Raw genomic sequence first — 19,421 nt, forward strand, 5'->3', positions numbered from 1 at the left:
GTCGGGTCTCCGTGGGTCGGGTCGTGTGTGGTGTGCGCGGCTGACTGGCCCTGCGGGGCTTTCCCCAGTCCCGCCCCTTCCCGTAACCAGAGGGCTCCGCCCCCTGGACCCCCGCTGTCGGCCTGAACGGCCTCGTCCTCAAACGCCGGACGGGCTGAAAACAGGGGGCGGGCGGGTGGGGGAAAGCCCGTCCGGCGTTTGAGGACGAGCGCGCCGGCGCGAGGGGACGGCGGGCCGGATGGCTGCGGCACGCGTAGGTGAATGTGCCGACTACGGCCGGTAGGACAGGTAAGGGCGGGTGGGTGGGAGAAAGGGGGTCTGGGGGCGGAGCCCCAGGGACCTCAGCCGAGGACTTCGGGCGGGTGCACCACCTCCCGGATGCCCCGCGCAGCGAGGTGAGCAGCATCATCCGCCCGCTCCGCGAGGACAAGGGCGGGCCGCACGCCATCCGCCACAAGCCGAGCAAACGCCTCGAACACCGCCCCACCAGGCGCACAAACCGACCGCCGCCCGAAATCGGCACCCACGTCAACGACAAGCGCGGTCGTCCGGGGCGCGGGGGCGTACACCGCACCCCGAGCCTCCTTGGCGAGCCGAGCCAGCGTCTCCCCCGCGGGCTTCACCCGACCCTCATTCGTCAACAGCCCCAGGCTGTATTCGAGTTCGGGAAAGTCGGCGAGGGAGCGGGACACATCGTGGGAGCACCACCACGTCACGCCCCACACGTCGGCGCAGTCGAGCGCGGCGGACACAGTGGCCTCGGTGAAGGCGGCGGCGTCGGCGGCCGGAATGAGCGGGGCGGGCGCGCCGACCTCCTGGAGCCACACGGGCCGCCGCGGATCGAGGGCCCACGCCTTGGACAGCTCGATCATGTACGCGGCGTGCTGCCCGGTCGCCACGCCGTCCCGCCCATGCCGCTGCGCGGTGCCGTTGAACACCCAGGAGTGCACGGCAGTGACGTCCCCGACCCGCGCGGCCTGCGCGGGCGTGAACGGCTGGTCGTCCTGGTACCAGGCGGCGTCGTACTCGGCGTGCAGATGCAGCCGCCCGGGCGCGCCCTCCTCACAGGCGGCCAGGACATCGCGCAGCCACGCCTCGGCCTGCTCCTGGGTGATGCGGTCGGGGTCGGGGTGCGGCCCGGCCGCGAACTGGTTGATCTCGTTGCCGATGGTCATGCCGATGAAGTTGGGCCGGTCGGCGAGCGCGGCGGCGAGGGTGCGCAGGTAGTCGCGCTGGCCGGCCACCACGTCCGGGTCGGTGAAGAGGTTGCGCCGGTGCCAGGTCTGCGTCCACGCGGGCAGGAAGTCGAAGCTCGACAGATGCCCCTGGAGCCCGTCGACGTTCACGTCGAGCCCGCGCTCGGCGGCGGCGTCGGCGAGCGCGACGAGCTGCTCGACGGCGCGCGGCCGGATCAGGGTGCGGTTGGGCTGGAAGTACGGCCAGACGGGGAAGACCCGGACGTGGTCGAGGCCGAGCGCGGCGACGGCGTCGAGGTCGCGGCGTACGGAGTCGAGGTCGAAGTCGAGCCAGTGATGGAACCACCCTTGGCTGGGGGTGTAGTTGGCGCCGAAGCGGGGCGCGGCGGCGGGCGCCGCGCCGGGCAGGTCGTCAGAGGTCAATGCGGATCCTGGTTCTGGGAGAGCGGGGCGGAGCGGGGTGGTGCGGTGCTGTGCGGTGCGGGCGGCACGGCGGCCGGACTGCGGGGTGGGCGACAAGGGCCGGCGGGGCTTCGCGAGGTCAGCCCTTGACCGCGCCTTCGCCGACGCCTCGGAAGAAGTACCGCTGCAGACAGGCGAAGAGCACGATCAGCGGCAGTACGGCGATCACGGTGCCCGCGGCGACGAGGCGTTCGTCGTTGGCGAAGGTGCCGTGCAGATAGTTGAGGCCGATGGTGAGGGTGAACTTGTCGGGGTCGCTGAGCACGATGAGCGGCCACAGGAAGTCGTCCCAGGCGCCCATGAAGGCGAAGATCGCCACGACGGCGAGGGTCCCCTTCACGGCGGGCAGGGCGATGCGGAAGAACCGCTGCCACACGTTCGCCCCGTCGACGAACGCGGCCTCCTCCACCTCGTACGGCAGATTGAGGAAGGCGTTGCGCATCAGGAGCACGTTGAGCGCGGAGACGCAGCCGGGCAGCAGGACGCCGATGAGGGTGTTGTTCAGGCCGAGGTCCCGCATGGTCGTGAACTGGGCGATGATGATGCCCTCCACGGGCACCAGCATGGCGAGGATGAACACGAGCGTGGCGGCCTTGCGGCCGCGGTAGCGCAGCCGGGCCAGGGCGTAGCCGGCGAGCGCGGCGCCCACGCAGTTCGTGACGACGTTCGCCGCGGCGACCTTCAGGGAGTTGAGGGCGTAGTCCCAGACGGGGATGGTGTCGGCGACGCGCTCGTAGTTGTGCAGGGTCGGGTCGGACGGCAGGAAGCTGGGCGGGGAGCTGAAGATGTTCTCATGCGGGCCCTTGAGCGAGGTCGAGAGCTGCCAGAGGAACGGGCCGATCATGAGGGCGAGCACGGCGATCAGCAGGACGTACCGCAGCGCCAGCTCCCACACGGGCATGCGCCGCCCGTTCTCGTCGGTGACCCGCCGACGGCGGGTACGCCCACGCGGCTCGGACGTGGCCGGATCCGTCCGGGACACGGACGCGTCCTTGGCGGTTGTCGGCGTCACTTGTCCTCCTTCCGGTCGGCGCGCAGCACGAGCAGCATCAGCGCGACGGTGACGACGAAGATGACCACGGAGATCGCGGAGGCGTAGCCGACGCGGCCGGTCAGGCCCGTGCCGGTGCGCTGCACGAGCATCACGAGGGTGGTGTCCTCGCCCGCGGGCCCGCCGGTGGGTCCCGCCATCAGATAGACCTCGGAGAAGACCTTGAACGCGGCCACCGAGGACAGCGCGGCGACGAGCACCATGGTGGAGCGCACGGCCGGAACGGTGACGGAGATGAACCGGCGGACCGGTCCCGCGCCGTCGACGGCGGCAGCCTCGTGGAGTTCGCGGGGCACGTTCGCGAGCGCCGCGAGATAAATGATCATGTAGTAGCCGAGGCCCTTCCAGACCGTGACTCCCATGGCGGAGAACAGCAGCAGCCACTGGTCGCTGAGGAAGCCGACCTTGCCCGCGCCCACCGCCTCCAGGACGGCGTTCACCAGGCCGCGTTCGTCGAGCATCCACACCCAGATCAGGCCGACCACGACGATGGAGGCGACCACCGGTGTGTAGAAGGCCGACCGGAAGAACGTGATGCCGGGGATCTGCTTCTGCACGAGCAGCGCGAGCAGCAGCGGCAGCACGACGAGCGCGGGCACCACCACGAGGACGTACAGCGTGCTGTTGCGCAGGCCGATCCAGAACATGTCGTCGTGCAGCAGCTCGCGGAAGTTGGCGAGCCCGACGTACTTGCCCTCGATCAACTGCCGTTTGTCCGTGAAGGAGTTGATGACCGTGCTGACGAACGGATAGAGGATGAAGACACCGACGATCGCGAGCCCTGGGGCGGCGAACAGCCAGGGGCTGGTGACCAGTTGGCGGCGGATGCGGCGCGGCGGCGGGGCGGCGGCGTTCGGTGACCCCGAGGGGCGGGCGGCCCTCGACGGCCCCGGAGGGCCCGCGGTGGCCGATGCGGAGGCGGCTGCTGTGCTCTTCATGTGCGCGGTTCTCAGCTCTGCCGCAGCAGCCGGTCGCAGGCCTTGACAGCGTTGTCAAGCGCTTCCTTGGGGCTCTGCTTTCCTCGCAGTGCCCGGGCGACGGCGTTGCGCAGCTCCACCTTCATCTGCTCGCTGAACAGCACGGGCGTGTAGTTCACGGCGGTCTTCAGGGACTTGGCGGCGGCGATCCGCACCCGGGTCTCGTCCGTGCCGTCCGCCTTGGTGAAGTACGGGTCGTCCAGGGAGCCCTTGGTGCTCGGGAAGATGGCGACCTTCTTCGCGAAGGACATCTGGCGCTGCGCGTCGGTGACGAAGTGCGCGAAGGCGACGGCGGCGGGCGTCCGCTTGGTGCGGGTGTTCACCATGACACCCATCACGTACATGTTGTCCTTGCCGGTGTTGCTGATCTGCGGCGTGATGCCGATGTTCTTGTAGAGCCGGGGCGCGTCCTTCTTGAACTTCTCCAGGTCGAGCGCGCTGCCCGGGTTCATGGCGACGGCCTCGGTGAGGAACTTCTTGCCGGTCGACTCGGGCGTGGCGGTGAGCGCCTGGCCGTCCAGAGCCTTGGCGTCGTACAACTCCTTGTACTTGGTGAGGAGTTCGACGCCCTTGTCGCCGTTGAAGGTGAAGCCGGTGCCCTCCTTGTTCATCAGCGGCACGCCGTAGCGGCCGAAGTCCTCGATGGTGGGGACGTTGGCGAGGGTGGCGACCTTGCCCTTGCTCTTCTTCGCCAACTCCTCGGCGTCGGCGAACAGTTCGTCGTACGTCTTCGGGGGCTTGTCCGCGTCCAGGCCCGCGTCCTTGAACAGGCGCTTGTTGTAGAACAGCGGCCCGGTGTTCAGGTACCAGGGGAAGGCGTACGTCCCCTCCAGGCCCGGCACCTGGTGGCTCTTCCAGGCGCCCGGCAGATACTCCTTCTCGTACTTCCCGGCCGACTTGTCCAGGTCGAGCGCGAGGCCGGCTTTGGCGAGCGGGGCCACCAGGTCGGGCGAGACGTTCACGACGTCGGGCAGCGTGCCGCCGGCGGCGTCGGCGCTGATCTTGTCGGCGTAGCCCTCGCCGGGCTGGTCGACCCACTTCACCTTCGCGTCGGGGTACTTCTTCTCGAAGTCGTCGATCAGGCCCTCGAAGTACGACTTGAAGTTGGCCCTCAGGTTCCAGGTCTGGAAGGTGATCTCCCCCTCGACCTTGCCGGAGGCGTCGCCCGAGCCGCTGTCGTCGCCACCGCCGCAGGCGCTCAGGGCCAGCAGGGCGGCGGCGAGGGCGGCGGCGGTGACCGCTCTGCGAGGACTGCGGGATATCCGGGAACTCCGGGAACTCCGGGAATTGCGCACGGTGAACGGCTCCTTTGCTCGGCCCGGCGTGGGCGGCCGCGACGGACGGCGGCGGCATCGGCCGCGTCGAATCGCACCGAGGCAGACCCTGCACGGCACGGAAGTAAAAAGTCAATGGATTGGCGGCAATTTGCTGGGAGCGGGACCGTTCGCGGGCACGAACTCCCAGGTCAGATAGGTTTGTTGAATGCCTTGCCACAGATGACTAATGCGCTTTAGGCTGTGCCAGCTCAAGCGCATTAGTACGTACGCCGCCGAGCCGCCGCACGCGCGCGGCACGGACCCCGTGGGCGACTCCGCGGGCGGAAAGGGGCCATGGGTGCAAGGCAAGCGGTCACCGGCACGCCGGCCGACCATGAAGGACATCGCGCGGCGCGCCGGGGTCTCCGAGAGCGCCGTCTCCTTCGCGCTCAACGACCGTCCCGGGGTCTCCGACATCACCCGTGACCGGGTGCGCAGGGTCGCCGAGCAGCTGGGCTGGCGGCCCAGTACCGCGGCGCGCGCCCTGTCGGGCGAGGGCGCGGCGACGGTCGGCCTGGTGGTGGCCCGGCCCGCGGCCACGCTCGGCGTCGACTCGTTCTTCCTGCAGCTCATCTCGGGCGTCCAGGAGGTCCTGGCCGAGCGCCAACTGGGGCTTCTTTTCCAGGTGGTGGAGGACGTCGCGGCGGAGTGCGCGGTGTACCGGCGGTGGTGGGCCGAGCACCGCGTCGACGGCGTCCTCGTCGTGGACCCGCGCACGGACGACCCGCGGCCCGCGCTCCTGGAGGAGCTGGGCCTGCCCGCGGTCGTCACCGGCGGCGTGCCCGATCCCGAGCGGCCGTTGCGCCCCGGCCAGTCCACCGTCTGGGCCGACGACGCGGGCGCCATGGAGTCCGTCGTGGGCCACCTGCACGCGCTCGGCCACCGCCGTGTCGTACACATCGCCGGGCTGCCCGGTCTCGCGCACACCGAGCGCCGCATCCGCACGCTGCGGGCGGAGGCCGGGCGGCGCGGCCTCACCGAGGTGCGGTCGGTGACCACGGACTACTCGGACGCGGAGGGCGCGGCGGTCACGCGCCGCGTGCTCGGTTCGGCCTCGCCGCCGACGGCGCTCGTGTACGACAACGACGTGATGGCCGTGGCCGGGGTGGCCGCGGCGGCCTCCCTCGGCTTCACCGTGCCGGACGAGGTGTCGGTGGTGGCCTGGGAGGACTCTGCGCTGTGCCGGATGGTGCACCCGTGGCTCACCGCGCTCTCCCGCGACACGGTGTCCTTCGGGCGGACGGCGGCGCGGGAACTGCTCGGACTCCTCGACGACGGACCGCCGGGGACAGTGCAGGTGCCGCTGCCGCGGCTGATCGAGCGGGAGAGCACGGGGGCGGTGCGCCGGGCGGGGTGAGGGCTCCACGACCTCGTGGAGCGGGGCTTCCCGCAGGGGTGCCGGTCACCGGCTGATGCGCACCGGGAAGGCCGGTCACCAGGTGATGTACACCGCGCCGTTGCCGCCGTCGGCGCCGGGTTGTCCGCCGGTCCCGCCGGCACCTGCCGTGCCCTTCTGACCGTCCCGCAGGCGGCCGTCGCCGCCTGATCCCTTGGCGGAGTCGGCGCCGGAGCCGGGTGGGCCGCCGTTGCCACCGTTGCCGCCGCTGCCGCCGGCGCCGTAGGTGATGCCTTGGTCGACCGACTTCCCCTTTCCGCCGGCTCCGCCGGAGCTGCCGTTGCCGCCCGTGCCGGACCATCCGCCGGGGGCGTCGACGACGGTGCCGCCGCCGCGCCCGGCATTGCCTGCTTTCCCGGCCGATCCTTTGTCGCTGTCGGAGCCTTTGCCGACCTTCGCGGACACCAACCTCTCGCCGCGGCAGCCGAACTGCTTGTTCTCCAGCATGGCCGGGTCCGGCTTGGCCGCACCGGGGGCTTTGGCCCCACCGCCGCCACCGGCCCCACCGTTCCCGGCGCCGCCGCTCCCCACAACAATCCCGTATCCGCCGCCGCCCTGACCCCCTTTGGCCGCCAAACCGCCATTGCCGCCGGTTCCGGGGCCACCACCGACGGCGCCCGCGACACCCGACACTCCGGACACCCCACCACCCGTGGCCTGCCCACCGGTCTTGCCGGCGGTGCTGTCCTTGCCGGAATCACCGCTGTAACGGGACGCACCGCCCGCACCGCCACCGCCACCCGCGCCACCGGCCCCGCCCCGAGCGCCGCCCTTGCCGCCCTTGCCCACCTCCACGGAGAGCTTCTCCTTGGGGGTGACCTTGGCCTTGCACTGGACGAACGCTCCGCCCGCGCCACCGGCGCCACCGGACCCCGCACCGCCTCCTCCCCCACCGCCACCGCCGCCACCGAGGCCGCCCGTGCCATCGGCCTTCCCGTAGCCACCGCCGCCGCCACCGCCACCCGCGCCACCAGCCCCGCCGCCACCACCACCGCCGCCCCCGCCGCCACCCCAGATGGCGACGGTGATCGTGGTGACCCCGTCCGGGACGGTCCAGGAAGACTTGCCGGTTTTGGTGAACCACTGCTCATTCGCGGCCTGCGCCGATGGCGCGGTCCAGAGTTGAGCGCTCATGACACCCGCCGCCATGCCCACCGCTGCCGCGACCGCACCCACCCTGCGCCCGACCCGGCGCCCGACGCGATGTCGAGCTCCGTCTGCTGACTGATCACCAGTCACCGTGATCACCTCATTTCTTGACCAACAAAGCGCCTGACTTTTGTGCATCTGCGCACACAACGTTCGATACCGCGGCGATATGTCGATAAATCCATCGTCACCCTTCTGTACGCTCCGGCCCCTCGTGCCATGAACGGCTGGATTGCACCGCCTGGGGAGGGGGCGGTGTGGGCATGCACCGGCTGGAACTCGGTCTCTGAGGGAGAGCGGTGCGGTGCAGCTGAGGTACACGATGCCGGGTGTGTCCGGTGTGGCCGTATGAGTGCGGTCGAGACCGGCGCGCTGTCCGGCCGGGAGCACGCTTCGGCACTGCCCACCACGCACGGGATCCTGCTGCCGCGCTGGAAGGTCCTGTACCTGGTCACCCCCAAAGCGGCGTGTACCAGCCTGTTGTGGATGCTCGCCGAGTTGCAGGGTGAATCCCACGAGGCCTTCCGGGCCTCCCTCGCGCCCGAAGTGACCAGAGCGCTGACGATCCACGACTTCAGCCACTGGCGGCACACACGCACGCTGCGCCGACTGACCGAACGTGAGTGGCGGCAGATCAGGGACGATCCCGGATGGTTCGTCTTCTGCGTCACGCGGCATCCCCTCCCGCGCCTGTGGTCGGCCTGGCAGTCCAAGCTCCTGCTGCGCGAGCCGTACTACGTACGGCACTACGCCGCCCGCCCCTGGTTCCCGCGCGCACCCCGCCGACTCGCCGAAGTCGTGGAGGATTTCGAGTCCTTCGTCGACGCCCTGCGGGACGAGCCCGGCCTGCTCGACGGCAACTCGCACTGGCGGCCCCAGGCCACCCTGCTGCGGCCCGACGCCTTTCCCTACCGCCACCTGGGCAAGGTCGAGCAACTACAGGACACGGTGGACCTGTTGGGAGACCACCTCAGGCAGCAGGGCTGGACCGGCTCCTGGACACTGCCGCGCGAGAACGCCTCCCCCATCCCGCTGCCGCTCGCCCGGCTCTCCCCGCACGTGATCCAGGCGATCGAGCAGCTCTATGCACACGACCTCGCTCTGCTCGCCTACGCCCCAACGCCCCTTCCCGCAGCCCCAGTTCCTGGCGAAGCCTGCTCGGGGCACTGCACCGACCTGCTGCTGCGCGCCGCCCGAATGATCACGGACCGCAACGAACGCCTGGCGGATGTGCTCGCGTCGGCGCGCGGAGGACGACACTGGGGCCATGGAGCCGAGTGAGACACAGCGGATCAGCGAGGTACTGGGGCGCGCCGTGGTCGGGGTGCGCCCGCTGGCGGGCGGGTTCTCCCACGAGACGTCGCTGCTGCGCGTCGCCGGTGGCGGGCAGGTGGTCGCGCGGCTCGGCGGGGCCGAACCCGCCGTGGAGGCCGCGGTGATGGCGGCGGGCCGGACGCGCGTGCCCGTGCCCGAGGTGCTGCACGTGCTGCCCGCCGTGACCACCGGGGATCAACGGGCGCGCGCCGCGATGATCCTGGAGTACGTGACGGGGACGCCGCTCAGTCACGTGCTCGGCGGAGGCGGGGTCGGCCGTGACTCCCTCACCGCCCTCGGCGCCGAAGTCGGCCAAGTCGTCGCCCGGATCGGGACGGTGACGTTCGACCGGCCCGGCTTCTTCACCGACGACCGGCTCACCGTCGGACGGGACGAGCGGCCGTGGTCTCGGCAGTTGCCGGAGGTCGCCGAGGCCTGCATGGCCGCGGCGCCCGCGGAGCGGCTCGACCCGGCCACCCGGCGGGCCTGGGTGAAGCTGTGCGAGGCCCACGCGCCCGCGCTGGAACGCGTGGACCATCAGGCACGTCTGGTGCACGCCGACATCAACCCCAAGAACATCCTCGTCTCCCGCATGGGCGTCGGCTGGCGCGTGGACGCCGTCCTCGACTGGGAGTTCAGCTACTCCGGCTGCCCGTACGGGGACGCGGCGAACATGCTGCGGTTCGGGGACGAGTACCCCGAGGGGTTCCTCGACGGCTTCCGCCACGGGTTCCGTGACCGGTCCTGTGACCGGTCCTGTGACGGAAGCCCCGAGTCCGCCTCGGCCGAGGAGGCCGGGGACTGGGAGTACCTGGGCCGGGTCCTCGACATGTTCGCCCTCAGCGACCTGGTGACACGGCCGGTGGGACACGAGGTCGCGGATGCCGCGGCCGGGGTGGTGCGGCGGTGGGTGGTCCGGCCCTTCACGTGATGGGCCGGACCACCCACCGGCGGGTTGGGCGGTCCGGGCCGCGCACCGCCACCGTGCCGCGCAACGTCCGGCATCGGCCGGCTGAGGGACCGGCCTTGCCCCACGGGATACCGCATGCCCCCTCGTCCACGAGGCGTCCGGACGGCCGGCGGTCAGCGGTGAGCGGCTCGGTTCGTAGGTGAGTTGTTTGACCTGGCGCAGGGTCAGGGCGGTCTCTACGGCCTTGGTGGACAGCAGGGTGCCGAGGATGGCGGGGCCGAGGGCGGCGCCGACCTGGCGGAAGGCATTGTTGCCGGCCGCGGCCATGCCGGCCTGGTGGAGCGGTACCGAGCTGACTGCGGTGGCGGTCATCGGAGTGATGACGAAGGCCATGCCCAGGCCGAGCAGGGCCAGCCGCCAGGCCAGGGAGCCGAACGATGTGTCGGTGCCGATCGTGGTGAGCGACAGCAACGCACCCGCGGTGACGAACAGGCCGCCGGGGATCAGAACGCGCGGGGAGACCCGGTGCACCAGACGCCCGACGGGCGCGCCGAGCAGCAGCGGCATCATGGAGACCATCAGCAGCCGCCAGCCCGATTCCAGGGTCGAGAGCTGCTGCACCGTGCCGAAGTAGAGGCTGAGGGCGAAGAAGAACCCGATCAGGCCGAGGAAGCTGATCAGGGCGATGAGGGTGGTGGCCGTGAAGGCCGGGCTGCGGAACAGCGTCAAGTCCAGCATCGGGCTGCTGCTGCGCCGCTCCACCAGGACGAACGCGACCGCGCCGGCCGCGGCGGTGAACAGGGCCACCATCACCTTCTCGTCCGTGAAGGAGGTGACGCCGCCTTCGATGATCCCGTACACCAGCGCGGTGATCGCCAGCGCCGCCGTGAGCGAGGTGGCCCACAGGCCGATGAACTTGCCGCGTTCACGCGGGTCGGGGACCGCGTGGCTGATCAGCGCCAGGGTCGTGGGCAGCAGCGCGGCCGAGCCGAGCCCGGTCAGCGCCTGGCCGACCCACACGACCCGGATCGACTGTGCGCACAGCGCGACCAGGGCACCCAGCGCGCTGAGGCCCAGGCCCGCCTGGAACACCTTCTTGCGGCCGTGGACATCGCCGAAGACGCCCGCGGTCAGGATCAGGGCGGCCATGGGCAGCACGAACGCGTCCGAACTCGGGCGCTCACCGCAGCCCGAGTGAACCCACCGGGACGGAGGTGTCGTTCAGGATCCGGACGGAGTCTTTGCGGCGTCGTGGTGTCGGCGGGCGGCGCGAATGGCGTCCTGGTGGGTGTCGGCCCAGGTGTTGAGGACGGTCAGCGGCTCGAGGAGCGTGCGGCCGACGTCGGTCAGCTCGTAGTCGACGCGGGGCGGGACCGTGGGGTAGGGAGTACGGGTGACCAGGCCGTCGCGGACGAGGTTGCGCAGGGTCAGGGTGAGCATGCGCTGGCTGATGCCCTCGATGGAGCGCTGCAGTTCGTTGAAGCGGTAGACGCGCTGTCCCAGGAGGATGACGACCAGCACGCTCCACTTGTTGCCGATGAATTCGCAGATGTCCCTGATCGCGCAGTCGCCGTCGGTGGGGACGGGCACGGGCACATTCAGGTGCGTGGCTGACATCAAAGTGCCTCCTTACGGCCGGGCCTCGTGCTGGCCTATTTTGAGGTTACACACAAGAAGTGACCATTGGGGCGACCTACACGGTTGTCCCCTCCGACCGCATGCCCGCGCTCCGTCCGGAGCCTTTCCCGCACCCCCGCAAACGCCCCCAACCGAGGCCGCCCTTCCGGCAGTTGAAAGGAAGTTGACATGAGCGCTTTCCTGCTGTTCGAGAGCAAAGAGATCATCGACAACGAGAAGATGGAGGAATACAAGGCCCAGGTGCTGCCGGTCGTCGCCAAGTTCGGCGGCGCCTACCGCGTCATCGCGGGAAATCCGACGAACGTCGAGGGCGACTGGCACCCGGCCTACCTGGTGATGCTGGAGTTCCCCTCGGTCGAGCAGGCCAAGGCCTGGTACGACTCGCCCGAATACGAGCCGCTGAAGCAGATGCGTCTGGCGAGCGCCCGCGGCACCGGTGTACTCATCGAAGGGCTGCCAGCCGCCGCGTGAGCCGGCCGGCAGCGCTGCCCGTGCGGATCCGGGCCCCGGAGGTCAGTAAAACGCCCGCCCGGCGCAGTCGGCTGCGCCGGGCGGGAAGGAGGGCGAGGACACCGGGCCGTCGCCGGTGGCCGGCCCGCCGACGGGCTATCCCGGGTACTGGTCCGTGAAAGCCTTCAGGTCGAAATAGTCCCGCCAGGCCACAATCTTTCCTCCGGCGAGCTCGAAAACGCCCATGACCTTCATATGTATTTCCGTTCCGTTACGCATGAAGAAGTGGTCGACGCGTTCGTTCAGTACCGTGCCGGTGGCGTCTTCCGCTGAATTCAGGACATCCCAGGAGATCTTCTCGGTCTCTTCGAAGAACGGAGCGATGAAGCCCCGAATCTGCTCATGGCCGACGAGTATCGGCATCGGCATGTTGTGATAGATCGCGTCGTCGGCGAAGAAGGACATGATCGATTCCACATCGCGGTCCTCCATCGAGGCGATGAATCGATTGACTACTTCAGTGTTCGACACCTTTTGGGCCATTTCTCGACTCCACTCCCGCCAATTGCTTACTCAGTACCAAAGTAGGACACAGCAAAGACCGAATGTAAGTAGGAACTTCAATGTCACCCAGGCACATGAATGTGCCTGTGCCCGTCCCCGCCGAGAGCACCCGGTGAATCGTGTCAGCCCTCGCCATTACCCACATGCCCGGCGGGAAGTCAACTGCTACTGGTGAGTCTTTTCAGCTCGCCTCGGGACGACTTTCTCTTTCTGTGCCCACACCGTCGACTTTCCTGTCAAGGGCGATGTTCCCCACACCGGGACGACGCCGAGCAAGGGCCATCACCAGTGAAGTTGCGGTGTTACGGTTGGCTTCGTGATAAATCGCATCGTCATCAAGGGTGCCCGTCAGCACAATCTCCGTGACGTGTCCGTCGATCTTCCCCGGGATGCGCTGATCGTATTCACGGGCGTATCCGGATCCGGAAAGTCAAGCCTGGCGTTCGACACCATATTCGCCGAAGGCCAGCGGCGTTATGTCGAATCCCTCTCGGCATATGCGCGGCAGTTTCTCGGGCAGCTCGACAAGCCCGACGTCGATGCCGTCGAGGGACTGTCCCCGGCGATCGCCATCGACCAGAAGACGTCGAGCCGCAATCCGCGCTCCACGGTCGGCACCATCACCGAGGTCTACGACCACCTGCGACTGCTGTACGCCCGGATCGGTCACCCCCACTGCCCGCGGTGCGGCGAGCCGGTCAGCAGGCAGACACCGCAGCGCATCGTCGACCTGCTCCTGGACGAGGACGAGGGGACCCGCTTCCAGGTCCTTGCCCCGGTCGTCCGCGAGCGCAAGGGCGAACACGCCGAGGTCTTCCGGCAGTTGTCCGCCGACGGCTACAGCCGGGTCCGGGTGGACGGGACGGTCCTCGCGCTGGCCACGCCGCCCGCACTCGACAAGCGCAAGAAGCACTCCATCGACGTGGTCGTGGACCGGCTGGCCGTCAAGCCGGGCGTACGGCAGCGGCTGACGGAGTCCGTGGAGACCGCACTGGGCCTCGGCGGCGGTGTCCTGCGGATCGAGTTCGTGGATCGCGAACCCGGGTCCACGGACCACGAAGTGGTCTTCTCCGAGGCGATGGCCTGCCCACGCTCCCACGACCTCGGCCTTGAGTCACTGGAGCCCCGGCTGTTCTCCTTCAACGCGCCCTGGGGTGCCTGCCCCGCCTGCACCGGCCTCGGCTCACGCATGGAGGTGGACCCCTCTCTCGTCGTACCGGACGAATCCAGGTCCCTGGCCGAGGGCGCCGTCGCCCCGTGGACCAACACCAGCGGCGCCGACTACTTCACCCGCCTGCTCGAAGCCCTGGCCGCCGACGCCGGCTTCAGCACGGCCACGCCCTGGCGCGAACTCCCCGCCGACGTACGGGAGATGGTGCTGCACGGGGCGGACCGCCGGTTGCACCTCGCGTACCGGAACCGGTTCGGCCGCGAGCGCTCGCACCTGTCCCGCTACGAAGGCGTGATCCCGCACATCGAGCGCCGCTACGCCGAGGGCGCCGAGTCCGGGGCCGGGCAGAACCGGTTCGCCGGGTACATGCGCGAGGTGCCGTGCGCGGCCTGCGGGGGCGCCCGCCTCGCCCCGGGCGTCCTGGCGGTCACGGTCGGCGGGCGCAGCATCGCGCAGGCGTCCGCGCTGCCGCTCGGTGAACTCGCCGAGTTCGTCCGCGCGTTGGAGCTGACGGACAGCGAGCGGCGGATCGCCGAGGCCGTGCTCGCGGAGATCGGCGAGCGGCTGCGGTTCCTGCTCGACGTGGGCCTTGACTACCTCTCGCTCGACCGGCCCGCCGCCTCCCTCTCCGGCGGGGAGGCGCAGCGGATCCGCCTTGCGACCCAGATCGGGGCCGGCCTGACCGGCGTGCTGTACGTCCTCGACGAGCCGTCCATCGGGTTGCACCAGCGCGACAACCAGCGGCTCATCCAGACCCTGAAGCGGCTGCGCGACCGCGGCAACACGGTGATCGTGGTCGAGCACGACGAGGAGACGTTGCGGGTCGCCGACTGGGTGGTGGACATCGGCCCCGGCGCCGGCACCCACGGCGGCCGGATCGTCTGCTCGGGCACCGTGCAGGAACTGGCCGAGCACCCGGAATCCCTCACCGGCGCCTACCTCTCCGGACGCCGCAGGATCGCGCTGCCCGCCCAGCGGCGACAGCCGGCAGAGGAGCGTGCCCTCACCGTGCACGCGGCGTCCGAGCACAACCTGCGCGACGTGACGGTGTCCTTCCCGCTCGGGCTGTTCACCGCCGTCACCGGCGTCTCAGGATCCGGCAAGTCGACCCTGGTCAACGACATCCTGCACACCGCGGTCGCCCAGCGGATCCACCGCGCGCACAAGGTGCCGGGCCGGCACCGCGCCGTCACCGGCATCGAGCACGTCGACAAGGTGGTCCAGGTCGACCAGTCGCCGATCGGCCGCAGCCCCCGCTCCAACCCGGCGACGTACACGGGTGTCTTCGACCACCTGCGCAAGCTGTTCGCCCAGACCCCGGAGGCGAAGGTGCGCGGCTATCTGCCCGGCCGGTTCTCCTTCAACGTCAGGGGCGGGCGCTGCGAACACTGCTACGGCGACGGCACCATCAAGGTCGAGATGAACTTCCTCCCGGACGTGTACGTCCCGTGCGAGGTGTGCAAGGGCGCCCAGTACAACCGGGAAACCCTCGACGTGCACTACAAGGGCCGGTCCATCGCGGACGTCCTGGCCATGACCGTGGCGGAGAGCGTGGACTTCTTCGACGGCCACCAGATCATCTCCCGGCATCTGCGGACCCTCGACGACGTCGGGCTCGGCTACGTGAAGCTCGGCCAGGCGGCCACCACCCTGTCCGGCGGTGAGGCACAGCGCGTCAAGCTCGCCGCCGAACTCCAGCGCCGTACCCGCGGACGCACCCTCTACGTACTCGACGAACCCACCACCGGCCTCCACGCCGCCGACGTCGAGCGGCTGCTGACGGCGCTGCAACGACTGGTCGACGGCGGCAACACGGTCGTCGTCATCGAGCACAACCTCGACGTGATCAAGTCGGCCGACTGGCTGATCGACATGGGACCGGAGGGCGGCCTGCGGGGCGGCGAGGTCATCGCCGAAGGCACCCCCGAACAGGTCGCGGCCGACGCCCGGTCGCACACCGGACGCTTTCTCGACTCCCTGCTGGAGCCGGCGCGGACATGAGCGTCACCGAGGCAGAGGCCCGGGTGCAGGACCCGGAGGAACTCCTGCTCGCGGAGGCCGACGAGACCGACGCGCCCCGTGCGCGGCTCTCCTCCGACAGCGGCTCACCGAGGCCAACCTCCGCCTGGTGGTCTCCGTTCACATCTCCCCTGCCGGTCAGCCGGACCGCTTCGAGCCCGTCCCGGGTGCTCATCGTCGCCCCACTACTCGGTGGTACCGTATAGTAGTACTCGGTGGCACGCAGTACCGAGAGGGCCGAGGAGGACTCGCGATGGACGACCTGACGGAGATGCTGAAGGGCACGCTCGAAGGGTGCGTGCTCGAAATCATCGGCAGCGAGGAAACGTACGGGTACGCCATCACCCGTCAGCTGAACGAGCTCGGCTTCGCCGACGTCGTCGAGGGGACGGTGTACACCATCTTGCTGCGACTGGAGAGGAACGGACTCGTCCAGGTGACGAAGCGACCGTCCGGAGTCGGTCCGCCGCGCAAGTTCTACGCGCTCAACGACGCCGGACGCGAGGAACTCGCGAAGTTCTGGACGAAATGGCAGTACGTCTCATCACGCATCAACAGGCTCAAGGAGGGCGGGAGATGAACTTCTGGGAGACCATCACAGGCAGCGATCTCACCAGGGAATGGAAGGCGTTCGAAACCCGGGCCCAGGCCCTGCCGGACGACTACCGGGCGGCCTGGGAACAGATCAAGGGCCACCTCTTCCCCCATGGGGACTTCACCGGCCGCAACCTGATGCCGATCCTCGACTCCGCCCTGGGGCTGCTCGAAGAAACAGCGGCGGACGGGCAGAGCGTCCAGGAGGTACTCGGCGACGACATCCAAGGCTTTTGCACGGCGCTGGCCGGTGGAGAAGGGGCCCGCACCTATCGCGACCGGTGGCGCGAGCAGTTGAACAGGAACGTCGCAAGGAAATTGAGCCGGCTGGGAGGCTGACGTGAGCATCCAGGACATCATCGAGGGCAAGAAGCAGTGGCGGGCGCACGCGGCTCGGGTCAGAGCACTCCCGCCGGACTACCAGATCGTCTACAAGGAGATGCAGAGGTACCTGTTCAAGGTCGGACCGATCGCCCTGCCCGACGGGCCCCTGCTCCCCGGGATCGTCGACTTCTTCGAGGGGGGCGTCGCCGCGGGCAAGGGGGTCCTGGAACTCATCGGCAAGGACGTCGCCGCGTTCTGCGACGACCTGATCAAGGACTCCCGCACCTATGCGGAGGTCTACCAGGAGTCCATCAGCGGGGAACCCGGCACGGCCGAGAAGTAACACCCGTCGCCCCATGCGGGCGGGCGCACCCCGCACGTACCGCAGGCGGGGCGACCTCGGCTCACGCCTCCGGCCGCCGTGCCAGGAAGACGAACTCCTTGCCCGGCCGGTCGGACGCGTCCCGCACGTCGTCCACCACGTACCCCTGCGCCAGCAGATCCGCCTCGACCTCCTGCCGCTCGCGGAACCGCAGGGTCGACTCCGAGGTCAGCACCTGGCCGTCCGCGGCGAACACATAGCTCCAGCGGAACGTCACCAGCGGCCCGTCCACCTCGACCAGGTCCACCCAGCTCTCCACGGCGCCCACGCCCGGGACCTCGGTCACGCTGTGGGAGGCTGCGCGGTTCCACGTCTCCCAGGCGCGCCGGGACGGGTCCCGGGTCTCGAACACGAAGTGCCCGCCCGGGCGCAGGGCCCCGAAAGTTCCCCTCAGAGTCGCCCGCCACGCCTCGGGGTCGGTGATCTCCTGGGCGGCGTTCGCCGTCATCGTCGCGAGGTCCGCCCGCAGCGGGGGCAGTGTCGTCGCGTCGCCGTGGAGCCACCGCACCCGCTCACTGCCCGCCTTGGCCCTGGCCACGTCGAGGGAAGCCCGCGCGGGATCGACGCCGACGGCCTCGATCCCCCTCTCGGCGAGGAGCAGCGCGAACGCTCCGGTGCCGCAGCCGAGGTCGAGCACCTGACGCGCGCCGAACTCCTCCGCGAGGCGCAGGTACGCGTCGAGATCGCTGCGGTCGGGGTCCAGCGGGTCGTACAGCACGGCAAGGCGCGGGTCCTGGAAGAGTTCGTCAGCCATGCGGGCGAAGGTATAGGGGGCGGCAGGTCGCCGCCGCCCCATTTCGCCCGCGCTGAGCGGGGCTGGCTGCCTCAGCGGAGCCGACCGCTGGGCGGGACTGACCGGAACCGCCCGTCAGCCCACCGACCGGAACGGCCCGTCACCCCGCCGACCGGAACAGCCCCTCAGCCCACCGACCGGAACAGCCCCACCTCCCCGAACCGCACCCTCCCCCGCGCCCCGGTCACCCGCACCCGCCAGTGCCGGGCCCGCACCGGGGCCGCGAGGACCAGCACGCGGCTCGCGCCCACCGTGCCCGCCCCGGTGACCTTCGTCCACGTGCCGTCGCCGGTCCGGGCCTCGACCACGAACGACTCGACCTGCTGCCCGGCCCGCACCACGTCCTCCGCGAGCCGCACACGGTCGGCCTCCCGCTCCCGGCCGAGGTCGACGGTGACGACACCGCCGTGCCGCACCACCCGGGCGCCCGGGGCGGCGGCGAGGTCGGCGGGCAGTTCCCGGTCGATCCGCCGCCGGAACTCCCGCAGCCGCGCCACGTCCGCGTCGGGCAGCAGGCCGCGCTTGTCGGGCGGGACGTTCAGGAGCAGCACGGCGTTGCGGCCCACCGACCGGAACCAGATGTCCGTCAACTGCTCGACGGACTTGGGCTGTTCGTCCTCGTGGAAGAACCAGCCGGGCCGGATGGACACATCGCACTCGGCCGGCCACCACTGCACGTACTGGGCGACGGCGCGCGCCTCGGCGAGCGCCTCGCGGCTGCCCTGGTCCGGGGCGTCGAAGGGCAGGGCGTAGTCGACGCTGCCGTTGCCGGAGTCCTTGACCGGCACCACGCTCCACTCGTCCTCGCGGGCGAGCCCGCCCTCGTTGCCGACCCACCGCACATCGGGCCCGCGCACGGCGACGACCGCGCCCGGCGCGAGGGCGCGGATCAGGGCGTACCAGCTGTCCCAGTCGTAGCGTTCGACCTTCTCCGGCGGGATGCGGCCCTGCGCGCCGTCGAACCACACCTCGTCGACGGGCCCGTACTCGGTCAGGACCTCGTACAGCTGGTTGAGCATGTGCGCGCCGTAGTCCGTGGCGTCCAGCGTGAAGGGGTCGGCGGCGGGGCGGTCGTCGCCGGGCACAGGTGTCGGGACGGTCCGGGGCGAGCGCGCGCTGCCGTTGGCGTACACGCCGTGCAGGTACTGGTTCTCGTCGGCGGGCGAGACGTACACGCCCACCTTGAGCCCGTACTTCCGCAGGGAGGCGGTGAAGTCGCGCAGGACGTCGCCCTGGCCGCCGCGCCAACTGCTGCTCGCCACCGTGTGCTTGGTGTAGCGCGAGGGGTACAGGACGAAGCCGTCGTGGTGCTTGACCGTGAGGATCGCCAGCTCGAAGCCGCCGTCGCGCAGGGCTCGTGCCCACTGGTCGGTGTCGAGGTCGGCGGGCTGGAAGACGTCCGGGTCTTCGTCGCCCGTGCCCCACTCCAGGCCGGTGAAGGTGTTCACGCCGAAGTGCAGGAACGCGGTCCGCTCCAGTCGCTGCCAGGCCACCTGCCGCCGGGTGGGCCGGACCCGGGACGCCTTGGCGACCACTTCCTCGGGGGTGTCCGTCGCGCTGATGGCGATGCGGTACGGGGGCTGGGGCCCGGCCGGTGCGGCACTCCCGGAGAGCGCGGTGCGGTGCGCTGCGGCGGCGAGCGAGGCGCTTGACGCCGTCACCGCCGTACCGACGGACGCGGCCATGAAGAGTCGTCTGCTGACGGTCATGGGCGG

General features: G+C 70.2%; 17 protein-coding genes and 1 pseudogene. 8 read left to right on the top strand and 10 right to left on the bottom strand.

Annotated features, from left to right (window positions below):
* Positions 1-341 precede the first annotated feature (341 nt).
* From AC0KTA_RS03790 to AC0KTA_RS03805, 4 genes are all read right to left on the bottom strand, one after another.
* Positions 342-1,619, bottom strand: a complete 1,278-nt coding sequence (locus AC0KTA_RS03790; RefSeq protein ID WP_481053655.1) for a glycoside hydrolase 5 family protein — start codon at positions 1,617-1,619, stop codon at positions 342-344.
* 118 nt (positions 1,620-1,737) lie between these two features.
* The gene (locus tag AC0KTA_RS03795; protein ID WP_481056299.1) at positions 1,738-2,559 is read right to left on the bottom strand and encodes a carbohydrate ABC transporter permease; all 822 of its coding nucleotides are present in this window, start codon (positions 2,557-2,559) and stop codon (positions 1,738-1,740) included.
* Between the two features lie 107 nt (positions 2,560-2,666).
* Positions 2,667-3,647 carry a carbohydrate ABC transporter permease gene (locus tag AC0KTA_RS03800; RefSeq protein WP_481053656.1) on the bottom strand — a complete coding sequence of 327 codons (981 nt, stop codon included), beginning with the start codon at positions 3,645-3,647 and terminating at the stop codon, positions 2,667-2,669.
* 11 nt (positions 3,648-3,658) lie between these two features.
* On the bottom strand, positions 3,659-4,981 hold the full coding sequence (locus AC0KTA_RS03805) for an extracellular solute-binding protein (protein ID WP_481053657.1): 1,323 nt from the start codon (positions 4,979-4,981) through the stop codon (positions 3,659-3,661).
* Between the two features lie 355 nt (positions 4,982-5,336).
* Here AC0KTA_RS03805 and AC0KTA_RS03810 point away from each other — a divergent pair, with 355 nt between their 5' ends.
* On the top strand, positions 5,337-6,359 hold the full coding sequence (locus AC0KTA_RS03810; protein WP_481053658.1) for a LacI family DNA-binding transcriptional regulator: 1,023 nt from the start codon (positions 5,337-5,339) through the stop codon (positions 6,357-6,359).
* Positions 6,360-6,434: 75 nt separating this feature from the next.
* Here AC0KTA_RS03810 and AC0KTA_RS03815 read toward each other — a convergent pair whose 3' ends face one another.
* The gene (locus AC0KTA_RS03815; protein WP_481053659.1) at positions 6,435-7,532 is read right to left on the bottom strand and encodes a hypothetical protein; all 1,098 of its coding nucleotides are present in this window, start codon (positions 7,530-7,532) and stop codon (positions 6,435-6,437) included.
* Positions 7,533-7,895: 363 nt separating this feature from the next.
* Between AC0KTA_RS03815 and AC0KTA_RS03820 the strand changes: the two genes are divergently transcribed.
* Positions 7,896-8,828, top strand: coding sequence for a sulfotransferase family 2 domain-containing protein (locus tag AC0KTA_RS03820; RefSeq protein WP_481053660.1), 933 nt, complete (start codon positions 7,896-7,898; stop codon positions 8,826-8,828).
* Positions 8,815-9,792, top strand: a complete 978-nt coding sequence (locus tag AC0KTA_RS03825; protein ID WP_481053661.1) for a phosphotransferase family protein — start codon at positions 8,815-8,817, stop codon at positions 9,790-9,792. Before AC0KTA_RS03820 ends, AC0KTA_RS03825 begins: the two co-directional genes overlap by 14 nt.
* 213 nt (positions 9,793-10,005) lie before the next feature.
* Here the strand turns inward: AC0KTA_RS03825 and AC0KTA_RS03830 are convergent.
* Together AC0KTA_RS03830 and AC0KTA_RS03835 are read right to left on the bottom strand one after the other, a co-directional pair.
* Positions 10,006-10,920 (bottom strand): annotated as a pseudogene (locus tag AC0KTA_RS03830) (MFS transporter); the annotation flags it as partial.
* A gap of 72 nt (positions 10,921-10,992) precedes the next feature.
* Positions 10,993-11,388 (bottom strand): winged helix-turn-helix transcriptional regulator, encoded by a 396-nt coding sequence (locus AC0KTA_RS03835; protein ID WP_481053662.1) that lies wholly within the window; start codon positions 11,386-11,388, stop codon positions 10,993-10,995.
* A 189-nt stretch (positions 11,389-11,577) separates the two neighbouring features.
* On the opposite strand from AC0KTA_RS03835, the gene AC0KTA_RS03840 reads away from it, so the two are divergent.
* Complete coding sequence (locus AC0KTA_RS03840) at positions 11,578-11,880, top strand: DUF1330 domain-containing protein (protein ID WP_481053663.1); 303 nt, start codon at positions 11,578-11,580, stop codon at positions 11,878-11,880.
* Between the two features lie 135 nt (positions 11,881-12,015).
* Here AC0KTA_RS03840 and AC0KTA_RS03845 read toward each other — a convergent pair whose 3' ends face one another.
* Positions 12,016-12,402: a limonene-1,2-epoxide hydrolase family protein gene (locus AC0KTA_RS03845; protein ID WP_481053664.1), complete on the bottom strand. Its 387-nt coding sequence runs from the start codon at positions 12,400-12,402 to the stop codon at positions 12,016-12,018.
* Between the two features lie 337 nt (positions 12,403-12,739).
* Here AC0KTA_RS03845 and uvrA point away from each other — a divergent pair, with 337 nt between their 5' ends.
* The 4 genes from uvrA to AC0KTA_RS03865 all read left to right on the top strand — a co-directional run bounded on the left by uvrA (position 12,740) and on the right by AC0KTA_RS03865 (position 16,874).
* A complete protein-coding gene (gene uvrA / locus AC0KTA_RS03850; protein WP_481053665.1) occupies positions 12,740-15,595 on the top strand; it encodes an excinuclease ABC subunit UvrA in 2,856 nt (951 codons plus the stop codon).
* Positions 15,596-15,866: 271 nt separating this feature from the next.
* Positions 15,867-16,193: a PadR family transcriptional regulator gene (locus AC0KTA_RS03855; RefSeq protein ID WP_481053666.1), complete on the top strand. Its 327-nt coding sequence runs from the start codon at positions 15,867-15,869 to the stop codon at positions 16,191-16,193.
* Positions 16,190-16,546, top strand: coding sequence for a DUF1048 domain-containing protein (locus AC0KTA_RS03860; protein WP_481053667.1), 357 nt, complete (start codon positions 16,190-16,192; stop codon positions 16,544-16,546). The genes AC0KTA_RS03855 and AC0KTA_RS03860 overlap by 4 nt, the downstream gene beginning before the upstream one ends.
* A gap of 1 nt (position 16,547) precedes the next feature.
* Complete coding sequence (locus tag AC0KTA_RS03865) at positions 16,548-16,874, top strand: DUF1048 domain-containing protein (protein ID WP_481053668.1); 327 nt, start codon at positions 16,548-16,550, stop codon at positions 16,872-16,874.
* A gap of 61 nt (positions 16,875-16,935) precedes the next feature.
* Here the strand turns inward: AC0KTA_RS03865 and AC0KTA_RS03870 are convergent, their stop codons facing one another.
* On the bottom strand, positions 16,936-17,667 hold the full coding sequence (locus AC0KTA_RS03870) for a class I SAM-dependent methyltransferase (protein WP_481053669.1): 732 nt from the start codon (positions 17,665-17,667) through the stop codon (positions 16,936-16,938).
* Positions 17,668-17,831: 164 nt separating this feature from the next.
* Positions 17,832-19,415 (bottom strand): alpha-L-fucosidase, encoded by a 1,584-nt coding sequence (locus AC0KTA_RS03875; protein WP_481053670.1) that lies wholly within the window; start codon positions 19,413-19,415, stop codon positions 17,832-17,834.
* Positions 19,416-19,421 lie beyond the last annotated feature (6 nt).

This window comes from Streptomyces sp. Y309 (assembly GCF_056712025.1).

Coding starts and splice junctions, on each gene's coding strand:
- AC0KTA_RS03855 (WP_481053666.1), top strand. CDS start 15,867: ATGGACGACCTGACGGAGATGCTGAAGGGCACGCTCGAAGGGTGCGTG.
- AC0KTA_RS03840 (WP_481053663.1), top strand. CDS start 11,578: ATGAGCGCTTTCCTGCTGTTCGAGAGCAAAGAGATCATCGACAACGAG.
- AC0KTA_RS03820 (WP_481053660.1), top strand. CDS start 7,896: ATGAGTGCGGTCGAGACCGGCGCGCTGTCCGGCCGGGAGCACGCTTCG.
- AC0KTA_RS03810 (WP_481053658.1), top strand. CDS start 5,337: ATGAAGGACATCGCGCGGCGCGCCGGGGTCTCCGAGAGCGCCGTCTCC.
- AC0KTA_RS03875 (WP_481053670.1), bottom strand. CDS start 19,415: ATGACCGTCAGCAGACGACTCTTCATGGCCGCGTCCGTCGGTACGGCG.
- AC0KTA_RS03870 (WP_481053669.1), bottom strand. CDS start 17,667: ATGGCTGACGAACTCTTCCAGGACCCGCGCCTTGCCGTGCTGTACGAC.
- AC0KTA_RS03800 (WP_481053656.1), bottom strand. CDS start 3,647: ATGAAGAGCACAGCAGCCGCCTCCGCATCGGCCACCGCGGGCCCTCCG.
- AC0KTA_RS03845 (WP_481053664.1), bottom strand. CDS start 12,402: ATGGCCCAAAAGGTGTCGAACACTGAAGTAGTCAATCGATTCATCGCC.
- AC0KTA_RS03835 (WP_481053662.1), bottom strand. CDS start 11,388: ATGTCAGCCACGCACCTGAATGTGCCCGTGCCCGTCCCCACCGACGGC.
- AC0KTA_RS03825 (WP_481053661.1), top strand. CDS start 8,815: ATGGAGCCGAGTGAGACACAGCGGATCAGCGAGGTACTGGGGCGCGCC.
- AC0KTA_RS03795 (WP_481056299.1), bottom strand. CDS start 2,559: ATGCCCGTGTGGGAGCTGGCGCTGCGGTACGTCCTGCTGATCGCCGTG.
- AC0KTA_RS03815 (WP_481053659.1), bottom strand. CDS start 7,532: ATGAGCGCTCAACTCTGGACCGCGCCATCGGCGCAGGCCGCGAATGAG.
- AC0KTA_RS03860 (WP_481053667.1), top strand. CDS start 16,190: ATGAACTTCTGGGAGACCATCACAGGCAGCGATCTCACCAGGGAATGG.